At 71.9% G+C, this 18,019-nt stretch carries 15 protein-coding genes and 1 other RNA gene; 9 read left to right on the forward strand and 7 right to left on the reverse strand.

Features of this window, described 5'->3' with window-relative positions; all coding sequences use genetic code 11:
• Positions 1–3 precede the first annotated feature (3 nt).
• The 5 genes from I5071_RS46610 to ald all read left to right on the forward strand — a co-directional run bounded on the left by I5071_RS46610 (position 4) and on the right by ald (position 7,290).
• Positions 4–798, forward strand: a complete 795-nt coding sequence (locus I5071_RS46610; protein ID WP_268921229.1) for a FadR/GntR family transcriptional regulator — start codon at positions 4–6, stop codon at positions 796–798.
• Positions 795–1,211 carry a hypothetical protein gene (locus I5071_RS13805; RefSeq protein WP_236605908.1) on the forward strand — a complete coding sequence of 139 codons (417 nt, stop codon included), beginning with the start codon at positions 795–797 and terminating at the stop codon, positions 1,209–1,211. The genes I5071_RS46610 and I5071_RS13805 overlap by 4 nt, the downstream gene beginning before the upstream one ends.
• Positions 1,211–2,716: a GMC family oxidoreductase N-terminal domain-containing protein gene (locus tag I5071_RS13810; protein ID WP_236605909.1), complete on the forward strand. Its 1,506-nt coding sequence runs from the start codon at positions 1,211–1,213 to the stop codon at positions 2,714–2,716. The genes I5071_RS13805 and I5071_RS13810 overlap by 1 nt, the downstream gene beginning before the upstream one ends.
• 46 nt (positions 2,717–2,762) lie before the next feature.
• Entirely contained in the window at positions 2,763–4,991 is a 2,229-nt protein-coding gene (locus tag I5071_RS13815) for an ATP-binding protein (protein WP_236605910.1), read from the forward strand.
• Positions 4,992–6,180: 1,189 nt separating this feature from the next.
• Positions 6,181–7,290, forward strand: coding sequence for an alanine dehydrogenase (gene ald, locus I5071_RS13820; protein ID WP_236605911.1), 1,110 nt, complete (start codon positions 6,181–6,183; stop codon positions 7,288–7,290).
• A 118-nt stretch (positions 7,291–7,408) separates the two neighbouring features.
• Here the strand turns inward: ald and I5071_RS13825 are convergent, their stop codons facing one another.
• The 3 genes from I5071_RS13825 to I5071_RS13835 are packed head-to-tail and all read right to left on the reverse strand — an operon-like array spanning position 7,409 to position 9,638.
• Entirely contained in the window at positions 7,409–8,443 is a 1,035-nt protein-coding gene (locus I5071_RS13825; RefSeq protein ID WP_236605912.1) for a hypothetical protein, read from the reverse strand.
• Between the two features lie 53 nt (positions 8,444–8,496).
• On the reverse strand, positions 8,497–9,282 hold the full coding sequence (locus tag I5071_RS13830; RefSeq protein WP_236605913.1) for an Ig-like domain-containing protein: 786 nt from the start codon (positions 9,280–9,282) through the stop codon (positions 8,497–8,499).
• Positions 9,283–9,308: 26 nt separating this feature from the next.
• Positions 9,309–9,638 (reverse strand): hypothetical protein, encoded by a 330-nt coding sequence (locus tag I5071_RS13835; RefSeq protein WP_236605914.1) that lies wholly within the window; start codon positions 9,636–9,638, stop codon positions 9,309–9,311.
• A 168-nt stretch (positions 9,639–9,806) separates the two neighbouring features.
• Between I5071_RS13835 and I5071_RS13840 the strand changes: the two genes are divergently transcribed.
• The gene (locus I5071_RS13840) at positions 9,807–11,297 is read left to right on the forward strand and encodes a glycosyltransferase family 4 protein (protein ID WP_236605915.1); all 1,491 of its coding nucleotides are present in this window, start codon (positions 9,807–9,809) and stop codon (positions 11,295–11,297) included.
• A 1-nt stretch (position 11,298) separates the two neighbouring features.
• Here the strand turns inward: I5071_RS13840 and I5071_RS13845 are convergent, their stop codons facing one another.
• Genes I5071_RS13845 through I5071_RS13855 form a run of 3 tightly spaced genes read right to left on the reverse strand, consistent with a single transcriptional unit; the run spans position 11,299 to position 14,410 of the window.
• A complete protein-coding gene (locus I5071_RS13845; protein ID WP_236605916.1) occupies positions 11,299–12,537 on the reverse strand; it encodes a cytochrome c3 family protein in 1,239 nt (412 codons plus the stop codon).
• Positions 12,534–13,946: a hypothetical protein gene (locus tag I5071_RS13850; RefSeq protein WP_236605917.1), complete on the reverse strand. Its 1,413-nt coding sequence runs from the start codon at positions 13,944–13,946 to the stop codon at positions 12,534–12,536. The genes I5071_RS13845 and I5071_RS13850 overlap by 4 nt, the downstream gene beginning before the upstream one ends.
• Positions 13,943–14,410, reverse strand: coding sequence for a YbjN domain-containing protein (locus I5071_RS13855; protein ID WP_236605918.1), 468 nt, complete (start codon positions 14,408–14,410; stop codon positions 13,943–13,945). The genes I5071_RS13850 and I5071_RS13855 overlap by 4 nt, the downstream gene beginning before the upstream one ends.
• A 95-nt stretch (positions 14,411–14,505) precedes the next feature.
• On the opposite strand from I5071_RS13855, the gene I5071_RS13860 reads away from it, so the two are divergent.
• On the forward strand, positions 14,506–15,156 hold the full coding sequence (locus I5071_RS13860; protein WP_236605919.1) for a hypothetical protein: 651 nt from the start codon (positions 14,506–14,508) through the stop codon (positions 15,154–15,156).
• A 268-nt stretch (positions 15,157–15,424) separates the two neighbouring features.
• Here I5071_RS13860 and rnpB read toward each other — a convergent pair.
• Positions 15,425–15,858: RNase P RNA component class A (gene rnpB / locus I5071_RS13865), an RNA gene on the reverse strand.
• 98 nt (positions 15,859–15,956) lie between these two features.
• Between rnpB and I5071_RS13870 the strand changes: the two genes are divergently transcribed.
• Both I5071_RS13870 and I5071_RS13875 read left to right on the forward strand, forming a co-directional pair.
• Positions 15,957–17,129, forward strand: coding sequence for a formylglycine-generating enzyme family protein (locus tag I5071_RS13870; protein ID WP_236605920.1), 1,173 nt, complete (start codon positions 15,957–15,959; stop codon positions 17,127–17,129).
• Positions 17,130–17,162: 33 nt separating this feature from the next.
• Positions 17,163–17,933 (forward strand): fumarylacetoacetate hydrolase family protein, encoded by a 771-nt coding sequence (locus tag I5071_RS13875; RefSeq protein WP_236605921.1) that lies wholly within the window; start codon positions 17,163–17,165, stop codon positions 17,931–17,933.
• Positions 17,934–18,019: the final 86 nt, after the last annotated feature.

Below are 18,019 nucleotides of genomic sequence, written 5' to 3' on the forward strand. Positions count from 1 at the left end.
CGCATGGCCCCTGCCGATCCCCGCAAGCGCGCCGCCGTCGAGGCCGCGAACCGCATCCGCGACGAGATCCTCACGGGGCGCTACCCGTCGGGCTCGAGCCTCCCCGGTGAGCGCGAGCTCTCGGAGCAGCTCGGCATCTCGCGCCTGACGCTGCGCTCCGCGCTCGCGCACCTCGAGGCCGAAGGGCTCGTGCGCCCGTATCACGGCTCGGGCACGCGGGTGCTCGACTTCCGCGAGCACGGCGGGATCGACCTGCTGGGGTACCTCGCGCGCCTCGCGTTCGAAGGTCGCGTCGTGCCGATCGACGTGCTCGCGGATCTGCTCGAGCTGCGTCGCTCGGTCGCGGTGGACGCCGTGGGGCTCGCCGCGGAGCGCGCGACCGCCGACGAGATCCACGCGATGCGCGAGCACCTCGCGATGCAGGCCGAGCTGATGGATCAGCCGCGCGCCTTCATGCAGTCGGACATCGCGTTCGCACGACGCGTCGTGCGGGCGACGCACAACCTCGCGTTCGAGCTCATCTACAACACGGTCGCGCGCACGCTCGAGAGCAACGCCGGCCTCGAGCTCGCGTTCTTCGCGAACGCGCCCCAGACGCTGCGCGTCTACGCGCGCCTCATCGACATCGTCGAGAAGCGCGAGGCCGAGCGCGCGCGACGCGCGACGCGCGCGCTGCTGGAGCGGCTCGATCGCACGACGCTGCAGCGCGTGGAGACGTTCCTCGGGATGGTGCGCGAGGGCGCGCCCGCCGAGGCGATCGACGAGACGGATCACGAAGCGGAGGAGGAGCTGCGATGAACGGGTGGGCGGCGCTGGTGCTCTCGAGCTTCGCGCCCGCGGACGACGCGGGCGGTCTCGTGAAGAGCGGGGACGACATCGACTGGGGCGCGGCGTGGTCGCGCTTCACCTCCACGATGAGCGCGAAAGGTCGGCTCGGCGCGTACGCGGGGCTGGTCATCTGCATCTTCGCGCCGCTGCTCGCGATGGGCCGCTTCGCGACGATCGCGCGGGTGTCGATCGAGGAGCGCGCGCGGGCGCTCGACGTGCTGCTCGCGCATCGCTCGTTCGCGATCCGCGAGCTCACGCTGCTCCTGAAGATCGTCGCGTGCATGGCGATCTTCCGCTCGAGTGCGGCGCGCGAGCGCAGCGGCTACGATCGCCCTGCGTCGCCGAAGGTGCGCCTGCCGATGCTCTCGACGGAGGCGGCGTGATGGCGAAGCAACGCATCGACGACGTCGCGGACTACGTGATCGTCGGCACCGGCGCGGGCGGCGCGACCGCGGCGCGCGTGCTCGCGGAAGCGGGCCTCGACATCGTGCTGCTCGAGGAAGGGCCCGAGGTGCCCCTCGCCGATCGACGCCGCGAGGCGCTCGACTCGATGAGCGTCGCAGTGCGCGACATGGCCTCGCAGACCACGGATGGAATCCATCCGATCCCGCTGCTGCAAGGGCGCGTCGTGGGCGGCAGCACCGCGATCAACTCGGGGATCATCTGGCGTCTGCCCGACGACGTGCGCCGCGACTGGTGCGAGCGCTTCGGGCTCGAGCGGCTCGTCGACGAGAACGAGATGGAGCGCGTCTTCGCGCGCATCGAGGACGAGATCGGCGTCCACGAGACCGAGGGCGAGATGCTCGGCGGCAACAACCTCCTGATGGAGCGCGGCGCGCAGGCGCTCGGTCTTCCGGGCCGACGCATCCACCGCAACACCAAGGGCTGTCAGGGCAACGGTCGTTGTCTGCAGGGCTGCCCGATCGGCGCGCGGCAGAGCATGGACGTCTCGTACATCCCGCGTGCGATCGCGGACGGCGCGCGCCTGCACTCGAGCTGTCACGCGACGCGCGTGGTGTTCGAAGGACGTCGCGCCGTCGCGGTGCGCGGCACGGTGCACGATCCGAAGACGCGCGCGCGCGTCGGCTCGTTCGAGGTGCGCGCGCGGCGCGGCGTGATCGTCGCGGCGAGCGCGATCTGGACGCCGGTGCTGCTGCAGAACAGCGGATATCGCCATCCGCTGCTCGGCGAGCGATTCCAGGCGCATCCGGGCGCGGCCTTCGTCGGACGCTTCGACGAGCCGGTGCAGATGGGCTTCGGCGCGTCGCAGGGCTACGAGGTCCCGATGCGCGATCGCGGCTACAAGCTCGAGTCGCTCGGGCTCCCCGCGGAGATGCTCGCGGCGCGTCTTCCGGGCGCGGGCGCGGAGTGGTCGAAGCGCCTCGCGAACCTCGGCAACTACGTGCAGTGGGGCGGCCAGGTGCGCATGGAGGCGCTGGGTCGCGTGCGCGCGCGTTGGGGCGGCGGCGTGAGCGTGAAGTACGAGCCGACGAAGCGCGACATCGAGAAGCTCCACGACGCGCTCGTGCTCACGGGGCGCATGATGCTCGCGGCGGGCGCGAAGGAGATCCATCCCGGCGTCGCGGGCTTCCCCGAGACGATCACCACCGAGGCCGAGCTCGACGCGTTCGCGCGCCATCCGCTCCACCGCAGCCAGGCGCACCTCGTCGCGTCGCACCTCTTCGGCACCGCGTGCGCGTCGCGCGATCCCAAGCTCGGCGTGGTGAACGACGAGCTCGCCGCGCACGGCGCCGAGGGCCTCTACGTGATGGACGCGAGCGTGTTCCCGACGAACCTCGGCGTGAACCCGCAGCACTCGATCATGGGCGTGGTGTGGCGCGCCTCGGAGATGCTCGCCGCGCGCGCCACCGGCCGCGCAGCTGCCTGATCGCACGGGAGCGCCGACCCGAGTCGGCTGATACGATCGCCGCGACGTGGATCTCCGGACCCAGATCTCGCTCGTCGCGTCGATCCTCTGCTTCGCGCTCAGCGCGGTCGTGCTCCTGCGACCGCGCAAGCGCCGCGTGCACTGGCTCTTCGCGCTCTTCGACGGGACCGTCGGTGCCTGGTACCTGACGACGTTCCTCGCGCGCTTCGAGGGCGGCGGCGCGTTCTGGGAGCGGCTCAACCTCGTGTGGGCCGTGCTGCTGCCGCTCTCCGCGGTGCAGTTCTTCCGCGCGTTCCTGCAGAGCGACTCGAAACGATCGGGGCAGCTCAATCGCACCGCGATCTTCCTGGCCATCGGGATGAGCGCGGCGATCTTCACGCCGCTCTATCGCGCGCTGCTGCTCGGCACCGCGGTCTTCGTCTACGTGTTCGTGCTGCTCGCCGCGGCGCTCGTGATCCTCTATCGCGCGGGCCGTCGTGCGCGCTCGCGCTTCGATCGCGCGCGCCTGCTCTATCTCGCGCTCGTCGGCACGTTCGCCGCGGTGTTCACGCTCGCCGAGTACCTGCCCTACGTCGGCCTCGACATCCCGCCGGTCGGCACGGTGCTCATCCTCGTGTTCCTCTACGTGCTGTCGCAGTCGATCCTCAGCTCGCGCATCCTCGATCTCTACGAGCTCGGCGCGCGGCTCGGCGTGCTGACCGCCCTCGCCTTCTCGCTCGCCGGGATCCTCTGGGTCCTCGTCGCGCTCGACCCCGGTCACTTCTTCCTGCACTCGGTCACCGCGGCGCTCGTGCTGATGCTGCTGACCGAGCCGGTGCGCTCGAAGATCGAGCAGCAGATCTCGCAGCTCTTCTTCCGCGAGCGGCACGACTTCGAGCGCATGGTGCTCGACCTGCGACGACAGCTCGCGAACGTGCTCTCGCAGGACGACCTCGTGCGCAGCGTGGTCACCGCGTTCGAGAGCTCGCGGCGCCTCACGCACGGATCGATGTACCTGCTCGATGCCGATCGTCAGGGCTACGATCTCATGGGCCACGTCGGTGGGGAGCCGGCGCGTCGCGTCGAGCTCGCGCCCGGTCGTCCGTTCCTCGATCGCATGCGGCGCGACGAGGCGCTGGTGCTCGAGAACCTCGAGCGCGAGCTCGAGGAGCGACGCGAGCTCGGCGAGGACGGCGAGGCCGAGACGCTCGCCGAGATCATCGGCACGATGGAGTCGATGCAGGCCTCGGTCGCGGTCGCGCTGCGCGGGCCCGACGAGAGCTACGGGCTCATCTGCATCCGCGACGAGCGATTGCGCGACGCGTACTCACCGGAAGAAGTGCAGCTCCTCAAGGGCCTCGCCGCGCAGGCGTCGATCGCGGTCGAGAACTCGCGCCTCTACCAGCGCATGAAGGAGCGCGATCGCCTCGCCGCGCTCGGCGAGATGGCGGCCGGCCTCGCGCACGAGATCCGCAATCCGCTCGGTGCGATCAAGGCGAGCGCGCAGTTCCTCGCCGAGCCCGCGCCGCGCGACGAGAGCACGCGCATGGACGACGGCGCGCGCGAGTTCCTCGACATCATCGTCGAGGAGGTCGATCGACTGAACCGCGTCGTCTCGTCGTTCCTCGACTACGCGCGCCCCTCGCAGCTCGGCGACGTCGCGCCGATCGACGTGAACGCGACGGTGCGCCGCACGCTGCAGCTGCTCGGACCTCAGTTCGGCCCGGGCGTGGAGTCCGCGCTCGATCTCGACGAGCAGGTCCCGCCGGTGCGCATCGACGCGGAGCGGCTGCGTCAGGTGCTGATCAACCTCGCGCTCAACGCGGTGCAGGCGATGGAGGGCCACGGCCGGCTCGAGGTGCGCACGCGCGGCGTGTCGCGCGGCGACGAGCGCGGGGTCGAGATCCACGTCGCGGACACCGGGCCCGGCATTCCGCAGAAGGTCCTCAAGAACCTCTTCGTGCCGTTCGTGACCACCAAGGATCGCGGCACCGGGCTCGGCCTCGCGATCTCGCAGCGCATCGCGAGCGCGGCGGGCGGGCTCATCGAGGTGCGATCGAGCCCGGGGATCGGCACGACGTTCGTCGTGCGACTGCCGGCGCACGTCGAGGAGCGCGCTGCGCTGCCGGTGCTCGCTCAGGGCAGGATCGGCGCGGGCGCGACCGGGAATTCCGCGCCTGCCGCGGGCCTCGCGGGCGGCGGCGAGGGACTCGGGACGAGCGCGGATCCCGGCACGAGAGCAGAGCGCGGCGCGGTCGCGGGCGAGCGCGCGAGCAGCCTCGCGAGCAATCGATAGAGCCGCACGTCCTCGCGCGCGATCGATCCCGGCTCCATGTCGGAGTCCTCGAAGAGCGCGTCGTACGCGCGCACCGCCGAGCCCTCGCCGCGCTCGCGCGTCGCGTCGGGCAGCAAGTAGCGCCAGGTGCCGAGATGATCGAACGCGACGCCGTGCTCGGGCGTGAACGCGCGCTCGACGAACGCCGGCGCACGACTGCCGAGCGAGCCGTCCTCGTCGAGCAGATAGACCTCGACGTCGAGCGTGCGCAGCTGCGCGTCGAGCGGCCCACCCATCGCGGCCTCGCGCTCGCTCCAGCGCTGTCGCGCCACGATCGACGCGGTGAGCAGCGCGCGCGCGATCGAGCTCCCACGCGCCGAGCGCCAGAGCCGAGGACGCTCGCCGTCCTTCAGCATCACCATGACCTCGACGTTGCGGATGCGGCGCAGCGGCTCGGGAAAGCTCTGCACGCGCGGCGGTCGCGCCCCGCCGAGGATCGCGCGCGCCACGTACGCGAGCGCGAAGTCGTGCGGCGCGTGGAGCACGAGCCCGGTGCGCGGCACGTAGAACGCCGCGCTCGGCGCGAGATACACGGCCTGCAGCTGCTCGAACGAGTCGTACGCGCGCAGCCGATCGCGCAGCGGCGCCGTCGCTTCGACCTCGCCCTGGGGCGCACCGCGACCGTCGGCGACGAGCCCCTCGATCCCGCTCTCCGAGAGCACACGCGCGAGCTCGGCCTCGTCGGTTCCGCCGAGCGCCGCGTCGAGCCCCGGCACCTCGCTCGCGCGCACCATCGTCGTGCCCTCGGGCCGCAGCCGCGCGAGGTCGTCGGTGCCCACGACCGCGACGCGCCCGCGGTCCTCGAGGAACCGCACGAGGTCACCGGTGCCCTCGACGCCGGGGCGCCACAGGAGGTACGCGATCACGGCGATCAGCGCGCCCACCGCGAGCACACCGAGGACGCCGAACGCCCACGTTCGGGTGCGCCCTGCGGGGTCCTGCTTCACGCGCTCGCCTCTACCCGATCCGCATCCGCGGGGCCAGCCCCACGCGCCGTGAGGTCGCTCGCGAGTTGACGCGTCGCGTCGGTCGATCGCGTGTGGATACGCGTAGTTCCCGCGCTAGATGAGAGCCGCTCCGCCGCCCTCGCGGCCACATGATTCGGAGAGGCCGTGACGGCCCTCGATCCAGCTCACATCAGGAGGCTCCCGTGATCATCGGCGTTCCGACGGAGATCAAGACTCGCGAGTACCGCGTCGGCATCAACCCGGGCGGCGTTCGCCAGCTCACCCGCGCCGGCCACGAGGTGCGCATCCAGAAGGGCGCCGGGCTCGGCGCCGGCATCGCGGACAAGGACTTCGAGGCCGTCGGCGCGCGCATCGTCCCGAGCGCCGCGGACGCGTGGGCGGCCGAGATGGTGATGAAGGTGAAGGAGCCGCTCCCCGAGGAGTACGGCTACTTCCGTCCTGGGCTCATCCTCTACACGTACCTGCACCTCGCGCCGCTGCCCGAGCTCACGAAGGAGCTCATGGCCAAGAAGGTGCGCGCGATCGCGTACGAGACCGTGCAGAACGCCGACGGCTCGCTCCCGCTGCTCCGCCCGATGAGCGAGGTCGCGGGCCGCATGGCGACGCAGGTCGGCGCGTCGTGCCTCGAGAAGGAGCGCGGCGGCAAGGGCCTGCTGCTCGGCGGCGTGCCCGGCACGCGTCGTGGTCACGTCGTGGTGCTCGGCGGCGGCGTCGTCGGCGCGCACTCGGCGAAGATCGCGGTCGGCATGGGCGCGCAGGTGACCGTGCTCGACGTCGACGGCACGCGCATGAGCTACCTCGAGGACATCTTCGGCGCGTCGATCGAGACGCTCTACTCGAACCCCACGAACATCGAGGAGACGGTCGCGAACGCCGACCTCGTGATCGGCGCGGTGCTCGTCGCGGGCGCGAAGGCGCCGAAGCTGGTCGACGAGGACCTCATCAAGAAGATGAAGCCCGGCTCGGTCGTGGTGGACGTCGCCGTCGATCAGGGCGGATGCATCGCGACGTGCCGTCCGACGACGCACGACCACCCGACGTTCGAGCTCCACGGCGTCATCCACTACTGCGTCCCGAACATGCCGGGCGCGGTGTCGATGACGAGCACGTTCGCGCTGACGAACGTGACGATCACCTACGCCGAGCGCATCGCGCGCGAGGGCGTGGTGAAGGCGATCAAGGGCTCCCCCGCGCTCGCGCTCGGCGTGAACGTGTGGGACGGCGCGTGTGTCTACCAGGCCGTCGCGGAGGGCGTGGGCGTGGAGTACACCCCGCTCGACCGCGTGCTCTGATCGAGATCCGCAACGTGCACGTGCACGTGCACCTGCACGTGCACGAACGGCAAACGACGAAGGGCCGGCGATCCAACGATCGTCGGCCCTTCGTTCGTTCGTTCGTTCGTCGACGAGCTCAGTACGAGACGCCCGCCCCCACATCCACGCGCCACTGCCGCGGCAGATCACTCGGCAGCGACTCGTCGAGATCACTCGGCGCCAGCAGATCGAACGAGAACGCCGCGGTCAGCGCGAACCACTCGTAGCGCACCTGCGAGCCCGCGAAGAGCCGCACCCGCGTCGAGCGCAGGCTCGGGAACACGACGTTGTGGTTGAAGTCGGTCCCGCTCCCGCGGCAGTACGGCGGCTCGTCGCTCCCGGTGTGCCCGGGCTCGCCCGGCGGGATCGGATCGGGATTGCACTCGTGGAACGCGTCGACCTCCGGCGTGAGATCGACGAGCTCGCTGTCCGCGAACACCCACGCGACCTGGCCGCCGAGGTACGGCGAGACCTCCACCGTGTCCGCCACGATGATGCGCTCGCCGATCGACACGTCGATGGCGGGCACCGTCACGTTCACCTCGGGATCGCCGAGCAGCGTCTGCACCGAGCCGCGCACCGAGAGCGACGGGAAGTACGCCGACGCATGGCGATCGCGCAGCCCCTCGAGCAGCGACCACCGCACCTCCGCGCCGAGCGCCCAGTACGACGTGTTCACGAGGAACCCGATGTTGGTCCCGATCTCGAACCCGAAGGGCAGCCCCTTGCGCACGTTGAAGCGCGACCACGCGAGCACACCGTCGACGAAGCGATTGCGATCGCCGGAGTCGCCCTCGGTGCCGCGCGCCCAGTACTCCGCGCTCGAGTCGATCCCGCTGATCGACGACTCGACGCCGAAGTAGATCCCGCGCATCCCGCGCGTGTGCGCGGGCAGCAGGATCGGCGGGATCAGCGCGCCCGCGAACTGCGTCGCGAGCCTCCGCCACGCGTCGTCGTCCGCGCAGAACGCGCGCTCGCCGCCGCCGAAGAAGCGCGGGCACGCGCTGCCGGGTGTCTCGTCGGCTGGAACGCGCAAGCGCGAGAGCGCGAGATCCATCCGCTGTGCCTCGGCGCGCGATCCGATCGCGAGCACTCCGATCGCGACGGCAATCGCAAGCGTCCCAAGCCTCATTCGGCGGCGACGCTATCGCCGCGCGCGCCGATGCGTCAAGCGAGGGGCCGTGCCTATTCGGTCGGCGCGCCGCCGCGGATCCACGCCGCGACGCGGGCGATCTCCTCGGCGCTCAGCGCGTGCGCGGCGCCCGCGTCGTCCGGCGGCGGCATGCGCTCGCCGACGATGTGGGGATCGCCCAGCAGCTTGTAGACGAGATAGCTGTCCTCGGGCCGCCCCGCGTCGCCGAACACCTCGATGCGCGTCATCCCCGCGAGGCCCGTCACGATCCCGCCGGCGCGCGGTCGCTCGCCGGTCTGTCGCGACGCCACGCGGATCGCGGTCGCGCGCACGCCCTCGGCGCTCGCGAGATCGAGCCCCAGCACCGGCGCGTCGCCGCCGTGACAGTCGCCACACGCCTGCGCGAGCAGCGGGCCGATCTCGCTCCACGGCGGCACGTCGTCGCTCGGCGCGGTCTCCGCACGCCCGGTGCGGAACACCACGACCTCGCGCGCCCCGACGATCCCGTCGAGATCGCGCACGCCCTCGACGCGCAGCTCCCAGCGCGCATCGGGATCGAGCGCGCCCTGCGGCTCGATGCGGATCCCGGGCAAGGTCGGATCGGCGCGCACCGCGATCGGCGCGACACGCGCGCCCGAGACCACCTGCACCGTCGCGGGCGACACGCTGCTCGGCGCGAGCGGCCGATCGAGCACGACCTCCATCCGCGCGAGCCGATCGACGTCGTCGGCGCCGGGCGCGGGAACGGTCGCGATCACGAGAGGCGCCGAGCCGATCGGTGCGGTCTCGTTCGGCACGTCGCAGGCGGTGCCGAGGACGAGCGCCGCGACCGAGACCAAGAGCGCGGCTCGGCGCGTCAGGTCCGTCAGCTCTCGCTGTACATCGAGAGCTGCTGCCGGACGACGTCCTCGCTGACGCCTTCCGGGATGTACTCCTTCAGGCAGTCGGCGAGGGTGACGAGCATGTCGTCGACGCCCTTGTCCTCGATCAGCTTGGCCAGAAGCGCGCGCGCTTCGCGGGAGTCGTCCTCGCGCAGGAATTGCCGCACCTGCTCGATCGTGATCTCGCCCGAGAAGTCGATCTGAGCGTTCTGTAGAAGAAAGCGAGCGAGTTCCTTCACGACGCCGTCCTCCCCAAAGGTCCTTTGGGTGCAAATCGCCTCGGTGCACCGGAAGATTCCGAGAGACACCGACACGGGCATTAGTTTGTAGTCCCGTCAATGCGCGGATGGCAAGGAAAAGGATGTAGGATGGCGGCTCCGTGAGCCGTCGCCCCGGAGGCGCTGTCGCCGAGCGCCCCATCCCCGCGTGAGCCCGATCGTCGTCAGGAGGCTGCTCTGGACACCCCGCGCATCCGCGTCCTCGTGACCGCCTTCGCCGCCGTGCCCGGCTCGAGCCCGCATGGCGCGGCGCTCCTCGCCATCGCGGCAGCGGTGCGCGGCGACGTCGATCTGGTGACCGTCAAGACCGAGTCGCTCTCGCACGTCGAGCGCATCGGCGACGCGCGCATGTTCCGCGTGCCGGTCGGCGAAGCGGGCGCCCTCGAGCAGCGCGTGATGTTCGATCGCGCGGTGGCGCGGCAGCTCGAGGCCGAGCCCTACGACGTCGTGCACGTGCGCGGTCCGTTCGAGGGCGCGATCGCCGCCGACCGCAAGGACGCGTTCGGGTTCCAGCTCGTCTACGAGATGGCGACCTTCCCCGACGAGGCGCTGGGCGCCGGGGTCGAGCGGCGATGGAGCGAGGCCCACGCGAAGAGCATCGAGCACGCGGATCTCGTGCTGGTGCCGACCGAGGCCGCGCGCCGCGCGGTGCTCGAGAGCGTGCCCTCGGACCGCGTGATCGTGCTGCCGCCGGGCATCGACGTGGGCAGCTTCGACTGGCGTCCCTCGTCGCACGAGTCGGTGCCGCGGCTGCTCTATCTCGGATCGTTCACCGCGGATCGCGATCTCGCGACGATGCTGCGCGCGCTGCGTCGCGTGGTGCAGACGCGCCCGGTGCGCGCGCTGATCGCGGGCGAGACCGATCGTCACCGCCGCGAGCAGATGCGCGCGATGGTCGACGCGTTCGAGCTCGGCGGGGTCGTCGAGGTGCGAGGCGAGCCGCCGCCGCGGACGCTGCCGAAGATCATCGCGGGCGCCGATCTCTGCCTCGCTCCCGCGAGCGAAGCGCCGCGCTTCCAGTCGCTCGGCGATCTCCCCCAGCCGCTGCTCGAGTACCTCGCCTGCCATCGCCCGGTGATCGCGGCGGGCGTGCCCGGCGTGAGCGACGCGCTGCGCGACGAACAAGAAGGTCTGCTCTATCCGCCCGGCGACGAGAGCGCGCTCGCGGATGCGATCCTGGAGATGCTGCGCGACGAGTCGCTGCGCGCGCGCACGACCGAGTCGGGCTATCGCCGGGTGCGCGAGCTCTTCTCGAGCGGCGCGCGACGGCGGCGCATCGCCGAGATCTACGAGCGCCTCGCGCCGGGCTCGCAGAACGCCGATCCCTGGGACGAGAGCTTCGAGGACGGCGAGACCGGCGCGCTCCAGGTCGCGTCGATCTCGTCGCTCGTCACGCCCCAGACCGGCGATCGCGACGAGCCCGTGCACGAGTTGTTTGCTGATTCGCCGACTGATCGCGGCGAAGAGATCGGCGCCGACAGCGAGGAGCCGACGACCCACAACGCGCTGGTGATCGCGGACAGCCAGAGCGCGATCGAGCTCGACACGAACGAAGTGCTCGTCGTGAAGACCCAGCCCGGCGAAGAGATCACGCGCGACATCCCCGCGCACCTCGACACCGATCCCGGCCTCCTGCCGATCGACGCGATCGCGCCCGAGGCAACGCGGCGCACGACCGACACCGACCCCGGCTGACTCATCGACAGCGCGCGCGCAGCTCTTCCACGTCGCCGTGGCACGTGATGCACGCGCGCGCGTTGGTCTCCAGCGCGCCGCGACACGACATCGCGAAGCCCGGCGGATGCGGGCTCACGCCCGCGCCGATCCCCCGCGCGCCGTGGCACTGCACGCAGTCCTCCTCGGCGTGACAGCTCGCGCAGCTCTGCATCGAGCGCACAGCCTCGATCGCGTGCATGTTCGGCCCGCGCACCCACACCGCGGTCGGCGGATGCCAGCGATCGCGCGTGCGCACGTCGGGCGCCGCGATCGGCGCGATGCCGAGGCGCCCGTGACACTCCGCGCAGAACTGCGAGATCGTGTGGCAGCTCGTGCAGCGCCCGCCGCTCGTGCCGAGCTCGCCGTCGCGCCGCGCGTAGACCGGATGCACGGTGAGGAAGTCGCTCGGGTGCACGCGCCGCGGTCGCACCCGTCCGTCGTGGCAGTCGGTGCAGTCGCTCTCGGTGTGGCACTCGGCGCAGAGCGGGCCCTGATCGGCCGCGACCCAGCGATGCCGCACCAGCCACTCGTGATCGTGGCGCATGCCCGCCATCCAGCGCGGCGGGTTCATCCAGCCCTCGGGCCAGCGCGCGTGCAGCTGTCCCGAAGGGTTCGCGACGTGACAGCCCTCGCACGCGAGCGGACGAGGCGCGGCCGGCACGTCACCGAGCCCGCTCGGCGCATGACAGCGGAAGCAGTCGCGCATCGTCGGCAGATGCGCCCGCGTCGCGAGGCGCGCGTCGGGGACTCCGGCGTGACAGTCGAGACAGGTCTGTCCCGCCTGCACGTGCGCGCGGTGCGAGAACCGCAGGCGCGCCGCGGGGACGTCGGAGACCGGCGCGATCGGCGCGCCCGCATCGCTCGGCGGAGGGACGAACCCCATGTGACAGGTGCCGCACGTCTCGATGGTCGGCGTCGCGCGATCGATCTCGCGCGCATGGCACGGCAGGCAGGTGCGCTCCGCGGGGATCAGGCGATCGGCGGACGACTCGCTGGTCGGTGCGCCGTCGTGACAGCGCGCGCACTCGAGCTCGCGATGCGCGGGGAGCGAGTGGTCCATCCGCAGCGCGATGCGCTGCGGCGGATAGATGATCGTCGAGCGCCCGAGGTCGCGCGGCCGCGCGCTCGCGCTGCGCTGTCCGACGCTCGCCCCGCTCGTCAGCCCGAGCACGAACGCGAGCGCGATCCCGATCGCGACGACGTACTGCACCGCTCTCATCGCCACGTCTCCACGCGCAGCCACGCGATCAATCGGAACCGATTGCCCACCACCCTGCTCGCCGCGTGCTGCAGCTCGACGAGGATCGACGCCTGCTCGGTGAGATCGAAGATCGCGTCGATCGACTCGCTCACCACCGTCCCGTAGAGGTCCTGACGCAGCGGATCGTCGAAGTGCCACACACTCACGTGCAGGCCCAGCGCGATCTCGGGGATGAGCCGCCGCCGCGCGTCGATCGACACGCCCGCGACCGGACCGAGCGAGCCGCTCCACGCGAAGCCGGAGAGCCCCGCGTCGATGCGCTCGATCCGCGCGCGCGCCCATCCCTCGACGCCCGCGTCGTAGTCCTCGCCCCACGGCGCGCCGAGATCGGCGTGACGACCGCGCAGCGCCCCGCCGAGCTCGACGTCGTCGCTGAGGCGCACGCTCCCGCCGAGCCGCGCCTCGTCGATCGGCGCGGTCTGGAACCACGCCCAGATCGTGCCGGGATCGAAGCGCGGCACGTGTCGCTCGATCGAGGCCCGCGCGCTCCAGATCCCCTCGCGCAATTCGATCGCACCGAGCGCGTCGATCACCGTGATGTCGAGCAGATCGAGCACGCCGATCGCTTCCATGCGCAAGAGCGGGATCGGCTGCGACGTCGCGCTCAGCGAGAGGCGCGACAGCACCGTTCCGTCGTCCTCCCACGCGTGCCGCACGCCCGCGCCGAGCTGCAGCCACTCGCCCGGCCCGCCGCGCACCCGCGCGCCCACCACCCAGGTGTCGATGCCGGGATCGGTCCACGGCGCGACCGTCGCGTCGACGTCGCTGCGATCGACGCGCATCTCGCCCTGCGGCTCGAACGCCGGCGTCCCGAGCAGGCTCGTGCCTCGCACCATCAAGCCCGCGAACGCCTCCGCGGAGATCCACGGCCAGGGCGCGATCCGCGCGCTCACTCCGTCGAACCGCACGAACCCGATCGGATCGACCTCGAGCTGCCGCCCGACCCGCGCCGCGATCCCGAGAGGCAAGCCGTCGATCGCGACCCAGAGCATCGGCAGATCGATCAGCGATGGCGACGTGAGCGGCTGCCATCCGCCCGTCATCTCGCGATCGTACGCGCGCACGCAGAGCTCGCCGCCGACCAGGCAGTCCTCGCCGAAGTCGTGGTAGAGCCGCAGCCGCACGCTCGCCGAGAGGCGAATCTGGCGTCCATCGGGCTCGGGCGCGCCGAGCGGCTGCACGAGCCGCAGCCCGAGGTTGGACGTGAAGCGGCGCCGCGCGAGGAACGTCGTCGTGCCCGGCGCGCGCACCTCGTAGACCTGGAAGCTCGCGTCGCTGTCGAGCTCCACGTCGAGCGCGCGCGCGGATGGGACGGCGAGCGCGAGCATCGCCGCCGCGAGCGCGACGGCTCCGATCCGCCGCGTCACTCGCTGCGCTGATCGCTCGAGCGTTGCGTGCCGAAGCGCGTCGCGAGCGCGTCGTCCCAGGAGTCCGCGAGGCGGCCGATGCTGCGGATCGTGGTGTCGACCTCCGAGGCATCGAGATCGCGCAGCGCGCGCTCGGCGACCACGACCACGTCGGCGCCGAGCAGCCCGAACGCCGCGCCGACGAGCTCGCGCGCGTTGAGCTCGAGCACGTGCTGGAAGAGCGCGGTGCGCTGCGGCTCCGCCCCGGGGATCTTCACGACCGGCGCCGCGACACGGAGCGACCCCTCGCGTCCCGCCGCGGGCTCGTGCACCGCGACGACGATGCGCGCGCTGCCACGCCGGAGCACGTACGACGCGGCGCTCGCGTCGCCTGTCAGCTTCGCGGTCGCTGCGTCGATCCCGAGCCGCCCGATCGCCTCTTCCACCAGCGTGATCGCTCGCTTCGTGTCGTCGTCGGCCGCCATCGTCACCGCTCCGCGACGGGATTCGACGATGCGCGGCGATCGAAGTCAAGGAGCGCTCGACGGCGTCGATCGCGGATGACAGAGAGAACGTCGCCTTGAGCCCCGAGTCGATCGTCGAGCGCGTGGTGGCGCGACTGCCGGAAGCCGAGATCCAGCGCGCGCAGGCCGAGTTCCACGCACGCACGGGGCCCTTCGCGCCGGGCGAGCCGTTCTACGAGGAGCGGGTGCGCGCGTTCCTCGACTGGCTGGTGATCGAGCGTCACGAGGGCGCCGCGATGCGCGCGTTCCTCCCCTCGCTCGCGCCTGCCGAGCAGCCGCTCGCGCGCGCGATGCTCGCGTCGATGCGCAGCCTCTTCCGCGTGACCGACCAGCGCGGCGACGATGGACCGATCGTCGATTGCCTGCTCTACGGCGCGCGCTTCGTGGCGCGGGGCGACGAGCTGCCGGGCTCGCGATTGACCGCGGGCGACGTGCTCGACGGACGCGCGATCGGGCTCGGTGGTCGGGTGATGCTCGCGCCCGGTCCGGTCTTCCATCCGCGCGAGGCGCACGAGGCGCTCGCCGCGCTGCTCGAGACCGCGCGCGCCGCGGGGCGCTGCGACGGGACGCTGCTCGATCCGCTGCTGCGCATGCGGATGCGGCTCGACCGCTTCGAGAGCATCCGCGCCAAGCACATCTACCGCTTCGACGCGCTCGACCGCACCGAGATCCTGACCGCGCCCTGGGCGGCCGACGCGTCCGGCTGAATTTCGCTGAGATCGACGCGCGCGCCGGGCGAAACCGTCGTGCCGAGCGACGGTTTGGCGCCACTCGCATCAAATCGTCATTTCCTCGACAAAAAGTTCCCCAGAGGCCCGAAACGGCCATTGGGTCGCGACAAAAAGTCCAAACTCGCCCGAAATGGTCATTTCGCGCGTCTGGGGACCTTCTCGTACAGTCTCACCATCCCGCCGGGGGTCCCCCGGCGAATCGCCAAAAAGCGCGGAGCCCGCGGTGTCTCCACCGCGGGCTCCGGGTCGGACCGGCTCGTAAGCCGAGTTCTGTTCTCTCTCCGCGTCGCCGCGAAGCGAGTGGCGATCATTCCTCTAGGACGCGCGTTGCCGCGTGCCTCCAGCGACACACCCGGGAGCTTCGGACGGGCCGTCCTCTCGTGCCTCCGAAGACACCTTGCGGCGCCCCGGAGACACAGCGCTCCCCTATTCGGTCTTGCTCCGGATGGGGTTTGCCGTGCAGCCGCTGTCACCAGCGGCCCGGTGAGCTCTTACCTCACCGTTTCACCCTTGCCGCGATGCCTCTCTCACGAGAGGGGGCGGCGGTCTGCTCTCTGTTGCACTGTCCTCGGGGTCGCCCCCACCGGCCGTTAGCCGGCATCCTGCCCTGTGGAGCTCGGACTTTCCTCCCGCGTGCCCGCCTTTCGACGGTGCGCCGGCGATCACCCGAGCCGCTCCGACAGCGGCGCACTCTGTAGCGCTTCGCGCGCGACGCAAGCGCGGACGGGCTGCGAGAAATTCGACCCGGCGATCCCCGGTCCGTAGGGTCGGCCGCGATGCGTCGCGTGCTCGCGATCGGCCTCGTCGCCTGGCTCGTCGGATGCGGAGGAACGCCCGAGGTCTCGAGCGAGACCGACGCTGCTGCCACCGTGGTCGCGCCGGCGCCGAGCCCGCGCACGCCGCAGCCCCCCGCGACGCCGGGGCCGACGATCGCGGTGCCCGCGGGCGTGGTGCTTGCCGGGAGCACGCCGGGCACTCCGTTTCGCCGCCCTTCGCGCGAGGTCGACGAGATCCCGGTCGAGCTGCCGGCGTTCGCGATCGATCGGCACCCCTACCCCAACGAGCCCTTCGCGCCGCCGCAGCTCGTGACCAGCCGCGCCGAGGCCGCCGCGCTGTGCGAGGCCCGGGGCGCGCGGCTGTGCACCGAGCTCGAGTGGGAGCGCGCCTGCGAGGGCGACGCGCACGACCGCTTCCCCGGCGGGCGCACCTACGACGCCGATCGCTGCAGCCGCGATCGCAGCGCGTGCGCGAGCGCGCTCGGCGCGATGCGGATGGGCGAGACCGCACCGGAGTGGACCGCGAGCGATGCGGCCGAATCGCTGGTGCGACGCGGTCGCTCGGCGGTGCTGCGCGGCGCCCAGGCCGATGCCCCCGCGGACCAGCATCGGTGCGACGCGCGCGTGCTCGAGGTGCCCGAGGCCGCGCCCGCCGCGGCGTTCCGGTGCTGCCACGGCACGGCGCCGGCAGTGCGATACCCCGAGGTCGATCGGCCGCGCGAGGTCGTCGATCTCACGGTCGAGCGCGACGCGATCCGCGCCGCGCTGCGCGGGGTGCCCGAGCTCGCGGCGTATGCCGACGACTTCGAGCCGTACGCCGAGGCCGACGGCGATCGCGCGCTGGCGTGCGCGAACGTCGACCGTCGGGCGCTCGCGGGATGGGAGCTCGCGCCGGGGCCCTTCGCGTGGTCGCCCTCGCCGGGCGAAGCGACGTGGGTGGTCGCGGGACGTGGCGGCGGCTCGTCGCTGATCGCCGTGCTCTACGTGCTGCCGGGGGATCGCTTCGCGCACGCCGCGAGCTTCGTGCTCGAGGGCGAAGACGCGCCGATCGCCGTCACCCGCACGCCTCCTTCGCGCGGCGAGCTGCAGTGGAGCGCGTGCTGGGGCCGCCCCGGCGATGGCGGCGTGGTGCGCTTCGGCGAGGACTCGATCGTGCGCGTGATCTCGCACTGACTCGTGCGGCGCGCTGCGCTAGCGTGCCCGGCCATGCGTTTGATGCGGCTCCGCCACGGCGGGCTCGACTACTGGGCCCGCCTCTACGACGACGCGACCGCGCGGCTGTGGACCGCAGCGCCCTGGGAGGGCGGGACCGAGACGGACCGGCTCGTGCCGATCAAGAAGGGCGCGGTCCTGCCGCCGGTCGTGCCGAGCAAGATCGTCTGCGTCGGACGGAACTACCGCGAGCACGCGAAGGAGCTCGGGCACGAGGTGCCGCCCGAGCCGCTGCTCTTCATGAAGCCGCCGAGCGCGCTGCTCGCGCACGAGGGGACGGTGCTGCTGCCCCCGCAGTCGAGCCGCGTCGAGCACGAGGGCGAGCTCGCGGTGGTCGTGGGCACGACGCTGCGCCGGGCCGACGTCGCGACCGCGGCGCGCTCGATCGGAGGAATCACGTGCGCCAACGACGTCACGGCGCGCGATCTCCAGCGCAAGGACGTGCAGTTCACCCGCGCGAAGAGCTTCGACACGTTCTGCCCGATCGGGCCCTGGCTCGAGACCGAGCCGGGCGAGCTCGCATCGCTCTCGCTCCGCACCCGCGTCAACGGCGAGACCCGCCAGGACGGGCGCGTCGCCGACATGGTGTGGCCGGTGGCGGAGCTGCTCGCGTATGTGTCGTCGGTGATGACGCTGCTGCCGGGCGACGTGCTCCTGACCGGCACGCCCGCGGGCGTCGGACCGCTGGTGCCGGGCGACGTCGTGGAGGTGGAGATCACGGGCGTCGGCACGCTCACCCACCGCGTCGCCGCCGAGCCGGCGTGAGTTTCCTGACGGAAGGGCGCGCTCCGGGGCCGGCGTGCCCTTTACGGTGAGCCGCAGTTCAGCGAGAAAACCTCGAAGAAACGCGC

This window comes from Sandaracinus amylolyticus, assembly GCF_021631985.1.
Classification (GTDB): domain Bacteria; phylum Myxococcota_A; class Polyangia; order Polyangiales; family Sandaracinaceae; genus Sandaracinus; species Sandaracinus amylolyticus_A.